We start from the raw sequence: 16,004 nt of genomic DNA, 5'->3' as shown, positions 1-16,004 counted from the left end.
GAGCCCCCGGCCTTGCTTCCCCGCCGGCGCCCAGCAGCCAGCAGCGTGTTATCCAGCAGGCAGGCGATGGTCATGGGGCCGACGCCACCGGGGACGGGCGTGATGGCGCCGGCGGTGGGCAGGGCGGCTGCGAAATCGACATCGCCGGTCAGGGTTCCGTCCGGCGTGCGGTTGATGCCGACGTCGATGATGGTCGCACCTGGGTTGATCCAATCGGCGGTGACCATGTTGGCGCGGCCGACGGCGGCGATGAGGATATCGGCCCGGCGGCATTCATCGGGCAGGTTGGCGGTGCGCGAATGGGCTATGGTGGTGGTGGCGTCGGCGGCGAGGAGCAGCGCGGCCATCGGACGGCCGACGATGTTGGAGCGGCCAAGGACCACGGCGCGGGCGCCGCTGATGTTTGTGCCGGCGGCGTGCAGCAGGTGCATGACGCCGCTGGGGGTGCAGGGCACCAAGCTCGGGGCGCCGAGGGCGAGGGCGGCGACGTTGTCGGGGTGGAAGCCATCGACATCTTTGGCGGGATCGATCGCGCGGATGATGGCGTCGGTCGCGATATGGGGCGGTAGGGGGAGTTGTACCAGGATGCCGTCGATATCCGGGTCGTCGTTAAGAGATTGGATGGTCGCGAGGAGGCTGGCCTGGCTGGTTTCGGCGGGCAGGCGGATGGTTGAGGCGTTCAGTCCGGCGGCTTTGGCGGCGCGGTCTTTGTTGCGGACGTAGACGGTGCTGGCGGCGTCTTCACCCACCAGGATGACGGCGAGGCCAGGGCGGTAGGGCTGTGCTGCGATGCGTGTCGCGATGGTTTCACGCAGGGCAGCGGCGATGGCTTTGCCGTCGATGATGCGGGCCGTCATGATCGAATCACTGGTATCCGTTCAGGGCGAGGTGGGCGTAGAGGCCGGCGAGGAAGATCTGCACGGCGCGCAGCAGCAGGAAGGCGATGATGAACGAGATATCGATGCCGCCGATGGTTGGGATGAAGCGCCGGAACGGGGCGAGGAAGGGTTCGGTTGCGCGGATCAGGAAATCTTCGATCCGGTAGACGATTCGGTTGCGGGTATCGAGCACGCCGAACGCGAGCAGCCAGCTGAAGATGGCGGCGGCGATCATGATATAGATGTAAATCTGGATGACTTCGTTCAGAAACCAGAACACGGCTGCGAGCATTGTTGCCTCCAAAGGTCGCTGCCGGGTTAGCGAAGACCGCGCGATCGTGCAACGGCGGCGAAAGCGGGGGCAGTCTTGACTTCATCGTCCATTCGCGCGATGCGGCCATCTGGGATGGGGCTGTAGCTCAGTTGGGAGAGCGCCTCGTTCGCAATGAGGAGGTCAGGGGTTCGATTCCCCTCAGCTCCACCATCCCACTTCCCTTGTAAAGGTGATCATGAACTCGATGGACCGCGACCCGACCCGCGACGCAGCGTTTGCGTTGGTGAGCGGCGTGCTGGATCGGCGGCGGCCGCTGGACCAGACGCTGGATCAGCTGTCCGGCATCGAGGCGCGCGACAAGGCGGCGGCGCATCGGATTGCCGCGAGCGTATTGCGGCATCTGGGTAGTATCGATGCTGTGCTCGAGGCGCATCTGACCAAGGCGCCGCCGGCGAAGGTGCGGCATATTCTGCGGATTGGCTCGGCGCAGGCGTTGTTTCTTGGCGCGCCGGCGCATGCTGCGGTCAGTACATCTGTTGCGCTCGCGCATGGTCAGGGGGTGGGCAAGTTTGCCGGGCTGGTGAATGCGGTGCTGCGGCGGGTGACCGAGGCCGGCATGGCGGCGCTGGCGGAGCTTGATCAGCCGCGGCTGGACACGCCCTCGTGGCTGTGGGCCTCGTGGGGCAAGGCCGCGCGGGCGATTGCGGTGGCGCAGCATTTCGAGGCGCCGCTCGATGTCTCGATGATGCCCGGGGCGATGCCGCCGGAGGGGGCGATGCTGCTGCCAGGCGGTTCGGCGCGGCTGCCGGCGGGGAGCGATGTGACCGCCCTGCCAGGCTTTGCGGATGCGGCGCTGTGGGTGCAGGACGCGGCGGCGGCGTTGCCGGTGCGGTTGTTCGGCGATGTGCGCGGACGGCCCGTGCTCGATTTATGCGCGGCGCCGGGCGGCAAGACCATGCAGTTGGCCGCGGCGGGTGCGATGGTGACCGCGCTCGATCGGGATGGCAAGCGGCTGGATCGGCTGCGGCAGAACTGCGCGCGGATGGGCATGGCGGTCGAGGTGGTGACGGCGGATGCGCTGAGCTGGCGGCCGGATCAGACTTTCGAGGCGATTTTGCTGGATGCGCCGTGTTCGGCGACCGGGACGATCCGCCGGCATCCGGAGATTCCGCATTTGCGGCGACCGGGCGATATTGCCGATTGCGCGGCGATGCAGGACCGGTTGCTCGATGCGGCTGATGCGATGCTGGCGCCGGGGGGCACGCTGATTTACGCGGTGTGTTCGTTGCAGGACGAGGAAGGCTTCGGCCGGGTGGCGGCGGCCTGCGCGCGGCTGGGATTGCAGCGACTGCCGCTTACGGCCGAGGATGTTCCCTGGTTGCCTGAGGCGATTACGCCACTGGGGGATTTGCGGACGCATCCCGGGATGTGGGCGGATCGCGGCGGGATGGACGGGTTTTTCGCCGCGCGATTGGTCAAGGCGGTTGCTGCGGCGTGATGGGCGACGTGACGGGTGAGCCCGCGAGCGGCATGGCGGTGGATTGAGATGTGATTTGGCGGTACCGCGTTTGTTTCGTGGCGGCGAGATTATTTATCAGTATTACAACTTTACAATACAAATGTATGAACAGGATCGCGCTGCACTAGTATATTGCACCATTGTTGTGCTTGCGTGCGTGACATTGCTAGCTGGTTCGGAGTCCGTCCATGGCCGCGGCGCTGTCCGCGATGGGTAGGGAGATGACCGAAGATGCAATGTGGGGCTGTCGGGTTTATGATCTGGCGCGGTGGGCGAGGTGTGCGGCTGACGATTGGGCGATATGGCCGATCAACCACTCGCGACGCCACTCGGTAAAGCGCTCATTTTTAACGATTGTTACCGATAAATGCCAAATTATATCGTGATGAGATTTACTCCCACAATAGGCTTATTATTGATACATACGAGACCGATGCGACGTATAAAAGTTTTGATTCGATACGAATTCCGGCGCCTAACACGATAACAAACGCTGGTATTGGGGTGGGGATATGTATATGTTGAGCCTCATGTCAGTAAAGAAACAAGTTTCTACAGATTCGGTCGGCCAGAGAATCCGTGCGCTCCGGCTTGCCAACAACCTCACGCAAGATGAGTTTGCCGCTCAGCTTGGGGTGTCGCGCTCGGCGATCGCGCAGTGGGAGACCGACCGGGCAGGACAGGTGCGGGAGAATCTCGAGCGTATATCGAAGGTTCTTGGAACCTCTCTGGCGTATCTGGTGTCGGGTGAGACCGGATCGTTGCAGGGCGATGAGTTGGCGCTGATGCGGCTTTATCGGGCCTGTGCGCCGGAAGACCGGCAGATTCTGCTGCGGACAGCGAAGCGACTCGCGCGGAGCTGACGGTAGAGGTGAGGGCCGAGCCGAAGATCGCCATGATCTTTGCTGGCGCTTCCGTGCCCCTATAACAATTCTGAAATGTGGACGGGCTGCCGACGGGCGGGCTGGTTGATTGAACCAGCAAAACCGCCAGAATCTGCCGTCCGGCTGCACAAGTAAGGGTTGCGGAAATTACTAACAAACTCTCTGTTAGATTGTAATTTTCGCGAGCGTACAATTTTGGCGTGAATTCAGCGATCAACCGACGAGCTTATCCAGTTCGCGCATGACGGCGTCGCCCATCGTGCGGGTGCCGATTTTGGCGGTGCCGGGTTGCAGGATATCGGCGGTGCGCATGCCGCTGGCCAACACGCCGGCGACCGCCTGTTCGATCAGCGCACCGTCTTCATGCATGTCGAACGAGTAACGCAGCAGCATGGCGAGGCTGAGGATCTGCGCGAGCGGATTGGCCTGGCCCTTGCCGGCGATATCGGGCGCGGAGCCGTGGATCGGCTCATAGAGGGCGTGGCGGCGGCCGCTGGCATCGGGCGCGCCAAGGGTTGCCGAGGGCAGCATGCCGAGGGAACCGGTGAGCATCGAGGCGAGGTCCGACAACAGATCGCCGAACAGGTTGCTGGTCACGATGACGTCGAACTGGCGCGGGTTCTTGGCGAGTTGCATCGCGCAATTGTCAGCGTACATATGGGAGAGTTCGATGTCCGGGTATTCGGCCTTGCCGAGGGCCGCGACGGTCTGGCGCCAGAGTAGGCCGCTTTCCATCACATTGGCCTTCTCGACGCTCATGACGCGGCCGGCGCGCTTGCGGGCGAGTTCGAAGGCGACGCGCGCCACGCGCACGATTTCGGGCGTGGTGTAGACTTCGGTGTTGACGCCGCGCTTGCTGCCGTCCGGCAGGGTTTCGATGCCGCGCGGCTCACCGAAATAGATGCCGCCGGTGGCTTCGCGCACGATCATGAGGTTGAGGCCGCGGACGATTTCGGGCTTCAGGGGGCTGGCATCGACCAGCGCATCGAACACCGGGGCGGGACGCAGGTTTGCGAACAGGCCGAGGCGTCTGCGGAGTTCGAGGATGGCGATTTCGGGGCGGTTGGCGAAGCCCTGGCTATCCCATTGCGGGCCGCCGACGGCGCCGAACAGCACGGCATCGGCTTCGAGCGCGCGCTCGATCACGCGTTCGGTGATCGGCTTGCCGTGGACATCGATCGAGGCGCCCCCGACCAGATCCTCGGCGAGGTCGAACCGGGCGCGGCCAGTGCGGGCGAGCCAGTCGATCACCCGATGGGCCTCCACCATGACCTCGGGCCCGATGCCGTCGCCGGGCAGGAGCAGCAGTTTTTTGTTGGGGATCATGGGTCGGGGTGCTCCGGGATCAAAAGTTTTTTGCTACTTTTTTCAAAAAAAGCAGGACTTCCTTAACCTTCGAGGACGATCTTGGGTCGCCAGGGCTCGGCATCCGTCCGTGCCTCGAACGCATCGATCGAAGGAGATTTTTCGAGTGTCAGGCCGATATCATCGAGCCCTTCCAGCAGGCAGCGCTTACGAAACGCGTCGATCTCGAAGGGAAATGCCTCACCATCCGGGCGAGAGACCGTCTGGGCGGCGAGATCGACGATGATCCGGGCGTTGGCACCCGATTCGGCATCGTCCATCAGCGCGTCGCATTGCGCCGGGGGCAGCACGATCGGCAGGATGCCGTTCTTGAAGCAGTTGTTGAAAAAAATATCGGCGAAACTCGGCGCGATGACACAACGGATGCCGAAATCGAGCAAGGCCCAGGGGGCGTGTTCCCGCGAGGAGCCGCAACCGAAATTTTCACCGGCGATGAGGATGTGCGCTTGGCGGTAGGGCAGTTTGTTGAGGACGAAATCGGGGTTTTCGCTGTCATCGGCACGGTAGCGCAGCCCGGCGAAGGCGTGGATACCGAGGCCGCTGCGCTTGATGGTTTTCAGGAACCGGGCGGGGATGATCTTGTCGGTATCGACATTGCTCATGCGCAGCGGCGCGGCGATCGCTTCGAGGCGGTCGAACTTGTCCATCACGCCATCTCCCGCGCATCGATCAGGGTGCCGGCAACCGCGGCGGCGGCGGCCATCGCCGGTGAGACCAGATGGGTGCGCCCGCCTGGACCCTGGCGACCCTCGAAATTACGATTACTTGTGCTCGCGCAACGCTCGCCGGATTTCAGCTTGTCCGGATTCATGCCCAGGCACATCGAGCAGCCGGCCTCGCGCCATTCGAACCCGGCATCGATGAACATCTGCGCGATACCCTCGGCCTCGGCCTGGGCTTTGACGAGACCGGAGCCGGGGACGATCATGGCGCGGACATGCGGCGCCACCCGGCGACCGCGCAGGATGCCCGCGGCGGCGCGCAGATCCTCGATCCGCCCGTTGGTGCAGGAGCCGATGAACACGGCATCGATCCGGGTGCCGGCGAGCGCCTGGCCCGGCCGCAGATCCATGTATTCCAGCATGCGTTGCATCTGGCCGCGTTTGCTCTCATCGGGCTCCGCCGCCGGGTCCGGCACATGACCGGTGATCGGCACCACGGTTTCCGGGCTGGTGCCCCAGGTGACCTGCGGCACCAGGGTGCCCGCGTCCAAAATGACCACCTTGTCGTAATGCGCACCATCATCGGAGACGAGCGTGCGCCAGTACGCGGTCGCGCGATCCAGCGCTTCGCCGTGCGGCGCAAACGGGCGGCCGCGCACGTAATCGAACGTGACATCGTCCGGCGCGATCAGCCCGGCGCGCGCACCCGCCTCGATCGACATGTTGCACACCGTCATGCGGCCCGCCATGTCGAGCGCACGAATCGCCGCGCCGGCATATTCGATGACATGGCCGGTGCCGCCGGCCGTGCCGATCTGCCCGATCACGGCGAGAATGATGTCCTTGGCCGAACAGCCGGCAGGCAATACGCCATCGACCCGCACCAGCATGTTCTTCGCCGGTTTCTGCAACAGCGTCTGCGTGGCTAAAACGTGCTCGACCTCCGACGTGCCGATGCCGAACGCCAGCGAACCCATCGCCCCATGAGTCGATGTATGGGAATCGCCGCATACGATCGTCATGCCCGGCAGCGAAATCCCCTGCTCCGGCCCGATGATATGCACAATGCCCTGACGCGCATCGACTACCGGAATATAGGGCACGCCGAACTCGGCGACATTCCGCTCCAGCGTCGCGACCTGCAACGCCGATTCCGGTTCGGCAATGCCGCCGGCACGATTCTCGGTCGGAATATTGTGGTCGGCCACCGCAATCGTCGCATCGACGCGCCGCACCCGGCGCCCGGCAAGCCGCAATCCCTCGAACGCCTGCGGCGACGTCACCTCATGGACAAGATGCCGGTCGATATACAGCACAGCCGTACCATCCGGCATCACATCAACCACATGCGCCTGCCAAATTTTGTCAAACAACGTCGATGCCATGCGGGTCACTCCGGTGGTTTGAGGCTGGGTGAGCAAGGCAAGGGGGCTCTGCCCCCTTGACCCCCGCCAGGAACTTAGTTCCTGGACCTCATTAGTTTCAGATGAGAGGGGGCGTCACGTCCGGTGCCTTGCAAAAGCCGGTGCCCGCCCCCTCTCATCTGAAACTAGCGGGGTCTGGGGCCTAAGGCCCCAGCGGGGTCCAGGGGCAGAGCCCCTGGCCTTCCTGACCTAACCTCAAGCCGCCGGTGTTTCCCGCGCGGCTTCGGCGATGCGTGCCGATTTACCGCGGCGGCCGCGGAGGTAATAGAGTTTGGCACGGCGGACGTCGCCGCGACGGGTGACGGCGATTTCGGTGACGTTGGGGGAGTAGAGCGGGAACACGCGTTCGACGCCTTCGCCGTAGGAGATTTTGCGCACGGTGAAGTTGGAGTTGATGCCGCGGTTGGAGCGGGCGATGCAGACGCCTTCGAACGCCTGGATGCGGGTGCGTTCGCCTTCCTTGACGCGGACGGAGACGCGCAGGTTGTCGCCTGGCTGGAAGTTGGGGACGCCGCGGGTTTCGCCGAGTTTGGCAATTTGTTCGGCGTCGATGGTCTGGATGACGTTCATGGGCTGGTCCTTTCGAGGTCTCGTTATGGCCGAGCCGGCTGGCTGGCAATATGGTGTGCCCACAGATCGGGTCTGCGGGTTTTGGTGATGGTTTCCGCCCCGGCGCGGCGCCAGGCGGCGATGCTCTGGTGATTGCCCGAGAGCAGGATGTCCGGAACGGCGTGACCGTTCCAGTCGGCCGGGCGGGTATAGTGCGGGTATTCGAGCAGCGGGGCGGAGAAGCTTTCGTCTTCGGCGCTTTCGGCCGCACCCATGACGCCGGGCAGCAGGCGGATGGTGGCGTCGAGCAGGGCGAGGGAAGCGATTTCACCGCCGGCGAGAACATAGTCGCCGATGCTGATTTCCTCGGCGTTACGGACATCGAGCACGCGCTGATCGAAGCCTTCGTAGCGGCCACAGAGCAGGATGACGCCCGGCGATGCGGCAAGGCTTTTCACGCGGGCTTGCGTGAGCGGCTTGCCGCGCGGGGTCAGGGCGATCAGGGGGCGATCGTCGGCGACCGAGGCGATGGCGGCGTCGAGCACGTCGGGTCGCATGACCATGCCGGCACCGCCGCCGAACGGGGTATCGTCGACCGCGCGGTGGCGACCCTGGCCGAAATCGCGGATATTGACGCAGTCGAGCGACCAGATGGCGTCGCCGAGCGCGCGCCCGGCGAGGGAATGGCCGAGCGGACCGGGAAACATCTCGGGAAACAGGGTGAGGATGGTGGCGCGGAAGCTCATTCCCGCACCTCAATCTCGCCGGGGATCTCAATCGGCGGCACGACGATCGCGCGTTTTGCCGCGAGGTCGATTTCGGGCACGACGGCGCGGGTAAACGGCAGCAGGGAGCCGTCGTCAAGTTCGAGGCTAGCGCCGGCGCCGTAGTCGTGCACGGCGGTGATGGTGCCGTGCGTGGTGCCGTCCGCGCCGATCGCGGCAAGGCCGATCAGGTCGGCGAGGTAGAACTCGTCGTCGTCGGCCGGTGGCAGGGCGCTGCGCTCGACGAACAACTGGAGGTTAACCAGCTTCGCCGCGGCATCACGGTCCGCCACAATGTGCTTGCCCGTGGGTTCGTGCAGGGTGATGCGGGCGACGCCTTCGGTGATCCAGGCGAGGTCGATGGTGCGGCCGCGCTGATCGCGCAGGGCGAAATCGGCCAGCGATGCGGGGTTTTCGGTGTAGGCGTGCACATGCACCGCCCCCCGTACCCCGTGCGGCTTGCCGATGACGCCCATCAGAATCAGCGCACGATCCATCGATCAGGCCGCGGCGGCCTTCGCGCGTTCGGCCGCACGTTCCTGGGCCTTCTTTTTCGGCGTGGCCTGGATCGGCTGGTCGCGGTAAACAGGCATCGGCGCGAGGCCGGCCTTGCCGAGGAACTTGGCAACGCGATCGGTCGCCTGGGCGCCTTGGCTTAGCCAGTGGGTGACGCGCTCGTTGACCAGGCGGACGCGGTCTTCATGCTCGGCCGGCAGCATCGGGTTGTAGCTGCCCAGACGCTCGATGAATTTGCCATCGCGCGGGCTGCGCGCATCGGCCACGACGATGTGGTAGAACGGGCGCTTTTTTGCGCCCGCGCGGGCAAGTCTGATCTTCAACGACATTGTCTATAACTCTCCAAAGTAAACAAAAACTTAACCCCCGAACGATGGGGCAAACTAGAACGGGCGCCGACCGCCGCCTTGCGGCATCAGCGCCCCCAGACCGCCGCGCGCCAGACCTTTCTGGCCCAGTTTCGACGCGCGCTTCATCATGTCCTTCATCATGTCGAACTGCTTGAGCAGACGATTGACTTCCTGCACCGAGGTGCCCGACCCGGCGGCGACGCGTTTTTTGCGGCTTGCCTTCATGATGTCGGGATTGGCGCGCTCGGCCTTGGTCATGGACGAGATGATCGCGCCCTGGCGTTTCAGGATCGAGGTGTCCAGATCCGCATCGGCCAATTGCTGCTTGATTTTGCCGACCCCGGGCAGCATGCCCATGATGCCGGAGAGAGAGCCCATTTTGGTGATCTGCTTGAGCTGTTCGCCGTAATCCTCGAGGTCGAACTTGCCCTTCGCCATTTTTTTGGCGAGTTTTTCGGCGTTGGCCTGATCGACGTTTTCCGAGGCTTTTTCGACCAGCGAGACGATATCGCCCATGCCGAGGATGCGGCTGGCGATGCGTTCGGGGTGGAATTGCTCGAGCGCGTCGAGCTTTTCGCCCATGCCCATCAATTTGATCGGCGCACCGGTGATCGCACGCATCGACAGGGCGGCGCCGCCGCGGGCATCGCCATCGAGCCTCGTCATCACGATGCCGGTGATGCTCACGGCCTCGTTGAAGGCGGTTGCGGTGGCGACGGCGTCCTGCCCGGTCATGGCATCGACCACCAGCAGGGTTTCGGCGGGGTCGGTGGCGGCGCGGATGGCCTTGACTTCGTCCATCAGCGCTTCGTCGATCGAGAGGCGGCCGGCGGTATCGAGGATGACGACGTCGAACACTTCGCGCCGGCCGGTATCCATGGCGCGGCGGGCGATCTGTACCGGGGTTTCGCCGGCGATGATCGGCAGCGAGGCGACGCCGGCGCGCTCGGCCAACTGGGCGAGCTGCAACTGGGCGGCCGGGCGCTGGGTATCGAGGCTCGCGAGCAGCACTTTCTTGCGCTGCTTGTCCTTCAGATAGAGGGCGATCTTGCCGGAGGTGGTGGTCTTGCCGGAGCCTTGCAGGCCGACCATCAGGAACGGGATGGGTGCCGCGGCGTTGAGGTTGAGCGGCACCACGCCTTCGCCGCCGAGGGCTTCGACCAACGCATCGTTGACGATTTTGACGACCTGCTGACCGGGCGATACGGCGCGCAACACCTCCGTACCCACGGCTTGCAGGCGGACTTTCGAGATGAAGTCGCGCACGACCGGCAAGGCGACGTCGGCCTCGAGCAAAGCGAGGCGAATGTCGCGCATCGCTTCGATCACGTCGGTTTCGGACAGGGCGCCTCGCCGGCGTAACCGGTCGAACACATCGCCTAGCTTGCCCGAAAGGGCATCGAACATCGGTCTCTCCTGGCCCGGTGGCGGGCACAACAAAAAAGGCGCCGCGGTGCGAAACTCGCAGCGCGACGGATTGAAGCATCCTCTATGGCGGAGATACGTTTGAAAGACAAGAGATCAAAATACAACCGTTCTGCGGTCATAATTATTTTTGCAATGGTGCACTATTTGAGATATGTTAAGCAAGATGAGTAAGATTGCCCACAACCTTGGCGAGAGTGATCTCCGGCGGCTGGCAGAAGTGCAGCGCTATGGTGGTGCTGACGCCGAACCCGATGAGCTGTTCGACCGGTTCACGAAGCTTGCCGCCACCTTGTTTGACATGCCGATTGCGTTGATTTCATTGGTCGGTCAGGATTTCGTGCGGTTCAAATCAAGCCATGGGATTGATGTCGTCGAGATGCCGCGCCGGAATAAACTGTGTGACGCCGTGACCAACAGTGGCGCGGCGTTGGTCGTGCATGACGCCGTAAACGACCCGCTGACCACCGACAGCCAAATGGTCAACACGTTCGGCATCCGGTTTTATGCCGGTGCGCCGTTGCGGACCACCGATGGATTGACGCTGGGCGCGTTTGCCCTCGCCGACAGGGTTCCGCGGGCCGATTTCGGGGCAAAAGAGATGGCGATGCTGGGCGAACTGGCGCGTTCGGTGGTCGCTGAACTCGAATTGCGACGACGGCTGACCGAGAAGCGCAGCATGATCGCCGAATTGTCGCTGCGCCAGGAGATTGCGGAGATAACGGCGAGCGCCGCGAGCCTGACCGATGCGCTCAATACGTTGCTGGCGCATGTCGGGCGCCGGCTGGGTGCGACGTATTGTGCGGTCAGCGAGGGCGATCCGCAGAGCATGACGTATCGGGTGCTGGCGGGGTACGCCGAGTTGCCGGAAATCGCTAGCATTATCGGCGAGGAGCGCCGTACCGCATGGCGACCGCTGGCCGAATTGTCGTGCGCGGCGGCCCTGAGCGATCAGGTTGCGGTGGACTCCGGGCCGGTTTTGACCCCTGAGCAGGTCCGTGACTACCCTGCCTTCGCCTTAGCGGTGAGCCGCGGTACGCGCCGGCAGCTCACCATGCCGATTGCGACAGACCACCGGCGATTCGCCCTCACGATCGGGTTTCGCGAGCCGGAATTGAGCGCCGGGTTGCGGGCGAGCTGCGCCGATCTGGTACAGTGGATCACGCCGCTGCTGCAGGGTCGGTTGCGCGAGGATGCGCTGGCGCGCGCCAATGCGCTGCTCTCACGCAGCAATCACGCCTTGCAGACGGTGCAGGCCAGCCGTGAGGCTGTGGCGCGCGCGACCGATGAAGCGGCGCTGACCCAGGCGATCTGCGATATTGCGGTCCGGCTGGGGCGCTACAGTGCCGCCTGGGTCGGCATGGCGGAAACCGATGGGCGGCACACGCTGCGCCCGGTCGCGATGGCTGGGCACGGGATCGACCGGATTTTCGATGTCCATATTTCCTGGGGCGATGATGCTCATGGTCGCGGACCTTCCGGCAGGGCCGTACGTGAGGGGCGACCGATCGTGATCAACGACGTGATGAACACGGCGGCGCTGCGCGTGTGGCACGACGATGCCGATCTGGATGGTCATGTTTCGGCGGTGGCGCTGCCGCTGTGCGATGAGGCCGGGGCGAGTTTCGGCTGCCTGACCTTGCTCGCGACGGATCGGGCCGTGACCGTCCTGCCGGGGGATGAGAGCTTCGATGGCGAGGAGATCCGGTTGCTGAGCCAGCTTGCGGCCGATCTGGCGTATGGTCTCTGCACGTTGCGGATGCGCCGCGCGCGCGATGCTGCCATCGTTGGGCGGCAGGACAGCGAGCAGCGCCTGACGCGCCTGCTCGAAGCCAGCCAGACCGTGGTCTACGCTTTGGAGCGGCCGAACGGCACGGTCGATCCGACGCTGTGGCGCGTGACCGACTTCAGCGCCAATATCGAGCGGTTGTACGGGTATGATCCGGCGGCGGTGCGGGCGCCGAACTGGTGGATCGATCATGTGCATCCCGATGATCGCGACGCCGCGCTGGAGGCGGCGCGGCAATTGCCGGCGGCGGGGCGGATCGTGCGCCGGTACCGGTTCGCGCGGTCGGACGGGGTCTATCGGTGGGTGCGCGACGAAATCTCGATCGTGCGTCAATCCGACGGAGGCGACGAGCAGATTGTGGGGGCATGGGTCGACATCACCGAGAAGCGTCAGGCGGACGCGGCGATCGAGCGGCTCGCCTATTACGATGCGCTGACCGACCTGCCCAACAAGGCGCTGTTGCTGTCGCACCTGGCGCAGGCGCTGGCCCAGGCGCGTCAGTCCGGCATGCACGGCACGTTGATGTTCCTGGATCTGAACGGATTCGAGGCGGTCAACGATCTGCACGGCCATGCGACAGGCGATGCCGTGCTGCGCCAGATCGGCCGGCGATTGCCGGCGGCGTTGCGCAAGGGCGACGTGGTTGCGCGGGTGGGCGACGACAAATTCGCGATCCTGCTGGCCGCGCTGGGCGAGACGCGCCTGCGGGCGGCGGAGATCGGTCAGCGGATTGCCGCGAAAGTGCTGGCCGCGCTGGCCGAGCCGATCCACGCGGCAGGCCATGATTGCCATATGAGCGCAAATATCGGCATCGCGCTGTTTCCGGGCGGGGTTCATACGATCGAAGATATCGCCCGTCAGGCGGACATGGCAGTGCGCCAGGCCAAGGCGGGCGATCGGACGCCGATCGTGTTTTTCGAGACGCGGATGCAGGCGCGGGTGGCCGAGCGACATCTGATCGAGCTGGCGCTGCGGGATGCGTTGATCCATGACCGGTTCGAGGTCTGGCTGCAATCGCAGGTGGATCAGCATGGCAAGGTATCGGGCGCGGAGGCGCTGATCCGGTTGCGCCGGCCGGACGGCGTGATCGTGCCGCCCGACAGTTTCATCCCGATTGCCGAGGAAACCGGCATCGTGTTCGCGATGGGGCGTTGGATGCTGCGCTCGGTCTGCCGCATCATCGCGGACCAGGCGGCGTGCGGGCAGCGGCTGCGCGTATCGATCAATGTCAGTCCACGGCAGTTCCATGACCCGGATTTCATCACCGATATCGAGGCGGCGCTGATCGAGGCGGGGGCGGATGCGCACGATCTGATGATCGAGATCACGGAAAGCCTGTTGATCGACCGCATCGAGGAAACGACGGCGCTGCTCAATGCGCTGGCGGCGCGCGGCATCCGGTTTTCGGTCGATGATTTCGGGACCGGCTATTCGAGCCTGGGTTATCTGCAGAATCTGCCCATCGCTGAGATCAAGATCGACCGCAGCTTCATCCAGCGCCTGCCCGACAACCCGCGCGATTCGACGCTGGCCGAGGCGATCCTGTCGATGACGCGGCATCTGGGCCTGACGACGGTGGCCGAAGGGGTCGAGACCGAGGCGCAGGCGGCGTTTCTGCGCGCGCGCGACTGCGACATGATGCAGGGCTTCCTGTTTGGCCGGCCGGAACCGGCAGCGGTGTGGTTGCGCGGTTGGAGCGGTTGACAGCGACCTGGCGGATCAGGGACGATCATCCGGCACCGTAACGGATGGTCCGGCGATGCCTGCCAAGGAGCCCACGATGCCGGACAAGCGCCCGCCTGTGATGCGCCGCCCTCGGTTCACCACGCTTGATCTGTTCCGGTTGATGGATAGCTACGTGCGGGCGGGCGAGGAGATGGTCGGGCGGCCGTGGCGGTTGACCGCCGATGCGGCGCGGCGATCGGCAGCACTGGTCGAGCAGGGGTTGCTGGGCCCGTGGAGTGCCGCGAATCTGGTGCAGGGGCTGGGAACCGAATATTTCAATCTGCTGGCCAACCTCGCGACGGCGGTACCGACCGCGATCGAGAACATCGCGAACCGGCTCGACAATCCGCCGGCGGGTCTGCTGAGCGATTATCAGGTGCCGATCGCGGGAGCCGATCCCGAGGAGATCGGCACGATGTTCGAGGTCGGGCCAGCGGGGGATGTGCCGTTCACGCTGCCGGCGCGGGTGATCGATGCGTCGCAGGGTTGGGCGGCCTGGTATGTCGATCGGGCAGCGATCACCGCGTTGCTCGATGCGGCGACGGCGGCGGCGTTCGAGCCGCTCGATTGCGGCGGCGGGCGGAGCCTGGTGACGCTGCTGGCAATCGATTTCAGGGTCAGCGATTTCGGGCGGTATCGCGAAATACAGCTTGCCGTGAGCCTGACACCGCGGGAATCGGCGGCGGAGCCTGGGGCGTTTTATGTGCGGATCATCGTGAGCGACGGATTCTCGGTCGAGCCGGGCAGGCGCGCCTGGGGGTTCGACAAGGATGTGTTCACCGACCTGCCGGTGCGCTACCGCGCGGATCACGCGGTGTTTCACACCGGCGACGACCGGCCGGGCGATTTCGCCCTGCGGCTGCCGCGATTCGGCTCTGGGCGTTCTGTCGATGTGCCGGTGGTGATTTACAGCGTGCGCGCGCCCGATGCGGCCGATGCGATCGCGGGGCCGGTGCGGATCGTGCTGAACCGCAGCGGCAGCGGCGAAGCGACGCAGATCGGCGGGTCGGTCGGGCTGCGTCTGGGTGATCCGGCGCTTGGACATTGTTTTTGCAGCGCACCCGGCGTCGGTTGCCTGTGCGAGACGCTGCGGCGGCTGGGGCTCGATCGGGCGCTTCCGGCGGCCAACGGCTGGACCGAGCGGATGACCGGGCAGCTGGAGGCGCCCTGCCCGCTGGGCTGATGGCGAGGCGATCATCGCCTGGGATTCATGCGGCGCTCGCTGGGGCGTCGTCCTCGATGCCATAGCCGGCGAATTGATCGAGCGTGGCATCGATATCGGCGGCGGACAGGATATGCGGCTTGCCGAGCAGCAGCGCATAGTAATACTGCCGGGCGATGGTTTCGAGTTCGACCGCGCGCCACATGGCTTTGTCGAGCGTTTCACCCAGAGCGATCATGCCGTGGTTGGCGAGCAGGCAGCCCATGCGGTCCTGCAGGGCGGCGAGGGCGTGCACCGAGAGTTCCTTGGTGCCGAACGTCGCGTAGGGCGCGCAACGGATATCGGTGCTGCCGAAGGCGGCGACCATGTAGTGGCAGGCCTCGATCGGTTTGCGCGCGATCGCGAGCGTGGTCGCGAACGTGGGGTGGCTGTGGACGATGGCGTGAACATCGGGCCGGGCGCGCATGATATCGAGATGAAAGCGCCACTCGGTCGAAGGTTTTTTCGAGCCGGTCCAGCTGCCGTACTCACCGTCGATCGCCATGGCGGCCACCATGTCGGGCTCGATCAGGTGGTAGGGCGTCGCGGATGGCGAGATCAGCATGGTGTCGCCGTGGCGGATGCTGATGTTGCCGGAGGTGCCCTGGTTGATGCCGAGCGCGTTCATTTGCTGGCAGGCATGGATCAGGGATTCGCGCAGGTCGCGTTCGTTCATGTG

The 16,004-nt window shown here is 64.7% G+C and carries 14 protein-coding genes, 1 tRNA gene and 1 pseudogene; 5 read left to right on the top strand and 11 right to left on the bottom strand.

What is annotated here, in order from left to right:
* Nucleotides 1–20: 20 nt before the first annotated feature.
* Together folD and BW994_RS04190 are read right to left on the bottom strand one after the other, a co-directional pair.
* A pseudogene (gene folD / locus BW994_RS04195) lies at nt 21–857 on the bottom strand (bifunctional methylenetetrahydrofolate dehydrogenase/methenyltetrahydrofolate cyclohydrolase FolD); the annotation flags it as partial.
* 7 nt (nt 858–864) lie between these two features.
* Nucleotides 865–1,170 carry a YggT family protein gene (locus BW994_RS04190; RefSeq protein ID WP_029310429.1) on the bottom strand — a complete coding sequence of 102 codons (306 nt, stop codon included), beginning with the start codon at nt 1,168–1,170 and terminating at the stop codon, nt 865–867.
* 116 nt (nt 1,171–1,286) lie between these two features.
* On the opposite strand from BW994_RS04190, the gene BW994_RS04185 reads away from it, so the two are divergent.
* The 3 genes from BW994_RS04185 to BW994_RS04175 all read left to right on the top strand — a co-directional run bounded on the left by BW994_RS04185 (nt 1,287) and on the right by BW994_RS04175 (nt 3,534).
* Nucleotides 1,287–1,362, top strand: a tRNA-Ala gene (locus BW994_RS04185).
* A 25-nt stretch (nt 1,363–1,387) separates the two neighbouring features.
* Nucleotides 1,388–2,650 carry a transcription antitermination factor NusB gene (locus BW994_RS04180; protein WP_035227772.1) on the top strand — a complete coding sequence of 421 codons (1,263 nt, stop codon included), beginning with the start codon at nt 1,388–1,390 and terminating at the stop codon, nt 2,648–2,650.
* Nucleotides 2,651–3,189: 539 nt separating this feature from the next.
* Entirely contained in the window at nt 3,190–3,534 is a 345-nt protein-coding gene (locus BW994_RS04175; RefSeq protein ID WP_245594030.1) for a helix-turn-helix domain-containing protein, read from the top strand.
* Between the two features lie 234 nt (nt 3,535–3,768).
* Here the strand turns inward: BW994_RS04175 and leuB are convergent, their stop codons facing one another.
* The 8 genes from leuB to ffh all read right to left on the bottom strand — a co-directional run bounded on the left by leuB (nt 3,769) and on the right by ffh (nt 10,592).
* Nucleotides 3,769–4,881, bottom strand: a complete 1,113-nt coding sequence (gene leuB, locus BW994_RS04170) for a 3-isopropylmalate dehydrogenase (RefSeq protein ID WP_029310426.1) — start codon at nt 4,879–4,881, stop codon at nt 3,769–3,771.
* Nucleotides 4,882–4,943: 62 nt separating this feature from the next.
* Nucleotides 4,944–5,567 (bottom strand): 3-isopropylmalate dehydratase small subunit, encoded by a 624-nt coding sequence (leuD, locus tag BW994_RS04165; protein ID WP_029310425.1) that lies wholly within the window; start codon nt 5,565–5,567, stop codon nt 4,944–4,946.
* Entirely contained in the window at nt 5,567–6,967 is a 1,401-nt protein-coding gene (gene leuC, locus BW994_RS04160) for a 3-isopropylmalate dehydratase large subunit (RefSeq protein WP_029310424.1), read from the bottom strand. Before leuC ends, leuD begins: the two co-directional genes overlap by 1 nt.
* Nucleotides 6,968–7,201: 234 nt before the next feature.
* Nucleotides 7,202–7,576: a 50S ribosomal protein L19 gene (rplS, locus tag BW994_RS04155; RefSeq protein ID WP_029310423.1), complete on the bottom strand. Its 375-nt coding sequence runs from the start codon at nt 7,574–7,576 to the stop codon at nt 7,202–7,204.
* Nucleotides 7,577–7,599: 23 nt separating this feature from the next.
* Nucleotides 7,600–8,301, bottom strand: a complete 702-nt coding sequence (gene trmD / locus BW994_RS04150; RefSeq protein WP_029310422.1) for a tRNA (guanosine(37)-N1)-methyltransferase TrmD — start codon at nt 8,299–8,301, stop codon at nt 7,600–7,602.
* A complete protein-coding gene (gene rimM / locus BW994_RS04145) occupies nt 8,298–8,816 on the bottom strand; it encodes a ribosome maturation factor RimM (RefSeq protein WP_029310421.1) in 519 nt (172 codons plus the stop codon). The genes trmD and rimM overlap by 4 nt, the downstream gene beginning before the upstream one ends.
* Before the next feature lie 3 nt (nt 8,817–8,819).
* Nucleotides 8,820–9,164: a 30S ribosomal protein S16 gene (gene rpsP / locus BW994_RS04140; protein WP_029310420.1), complete on the bottom strand. Its 345-nt coding sequence runs from the start codon at nt 9,162–9,164 to the stop codon at nt 8,820–8,822.
* A gap of 54 nt (nt 9,165–9,218) precedes the next feature.
* Nucleotides 9,219–10,592 (bottom strand): signal recognition particle protein, encoded by a 1,374-nt coding sequence (gene ffh / locus BW994_RS04135; RefSeq protein WP_029310419.1) that lies wholly within the window; start codon nt 10,590–10,592, stop codon nt 9,219–9,221.
* 184 nt (nt 10,593–10,776) lie between these two features.
* Between ffh and BW994_RS04130 the strand changes: the two genes are divergently transcribed.
* Nucleotides 10,777–14,103 carry a bifunctional diguanylate cyclase/phosphodiesterase gene (locus BW994_RS04130; protein ID WP_035227828.1) on the top strand — a complete coding sequence of 1,109 codons (3,327 nt, stop codon included), beginning with the start codon at nt 10,777–10,779 and terminating at the stop codon, nt 14,101–14,103.
* A gap of 76 nt (nt 14,104–14,179) precedes the next feature.
* Entirely contained in the window at nt 14,180–15,307 is a 1,128-nt protein-coding gene (locus BW994_RS04125; RefSeq protein ID WP_139333976.1) for a hypothetical protein, read from the top strand.
* A gap of 25 nt (nt 15,308–15,332) precedes the next feature.
* On the opposite strand, the gene BW994_RS04120 is transcribed toward BW994_RS04125, so the two are convergent.
* Nucleotides 15,333–16,001 (bottom strand): class II aldolase/adducin family protein, encoded by a 669-nt coding sequence (locus BW994_RS04120; protein ID WP_029310416.1) that lies wholly within the window; start codon nt 15,999–16,001, stop codon nt 15,333–15,335.
* Nucleotides 16,002–16,004: the final 3 nt, after the last annotated feature.

It is taken from the genome of Acidiphilium rubrum (assembly GCF_900156265.1).
Classification (GTDB): Bacteria; Pseudomonadota; Alphaproteobacteria; order Acetobacterales; family Acetobacteraceae; genus Acidiphilium; species Acidiphilium rubrum.
The sequence above is the reverse complement of the archived record's forward strand: the minus strand, read 5'-3'. Positions and strand labels throughout refer to the sequence as shown.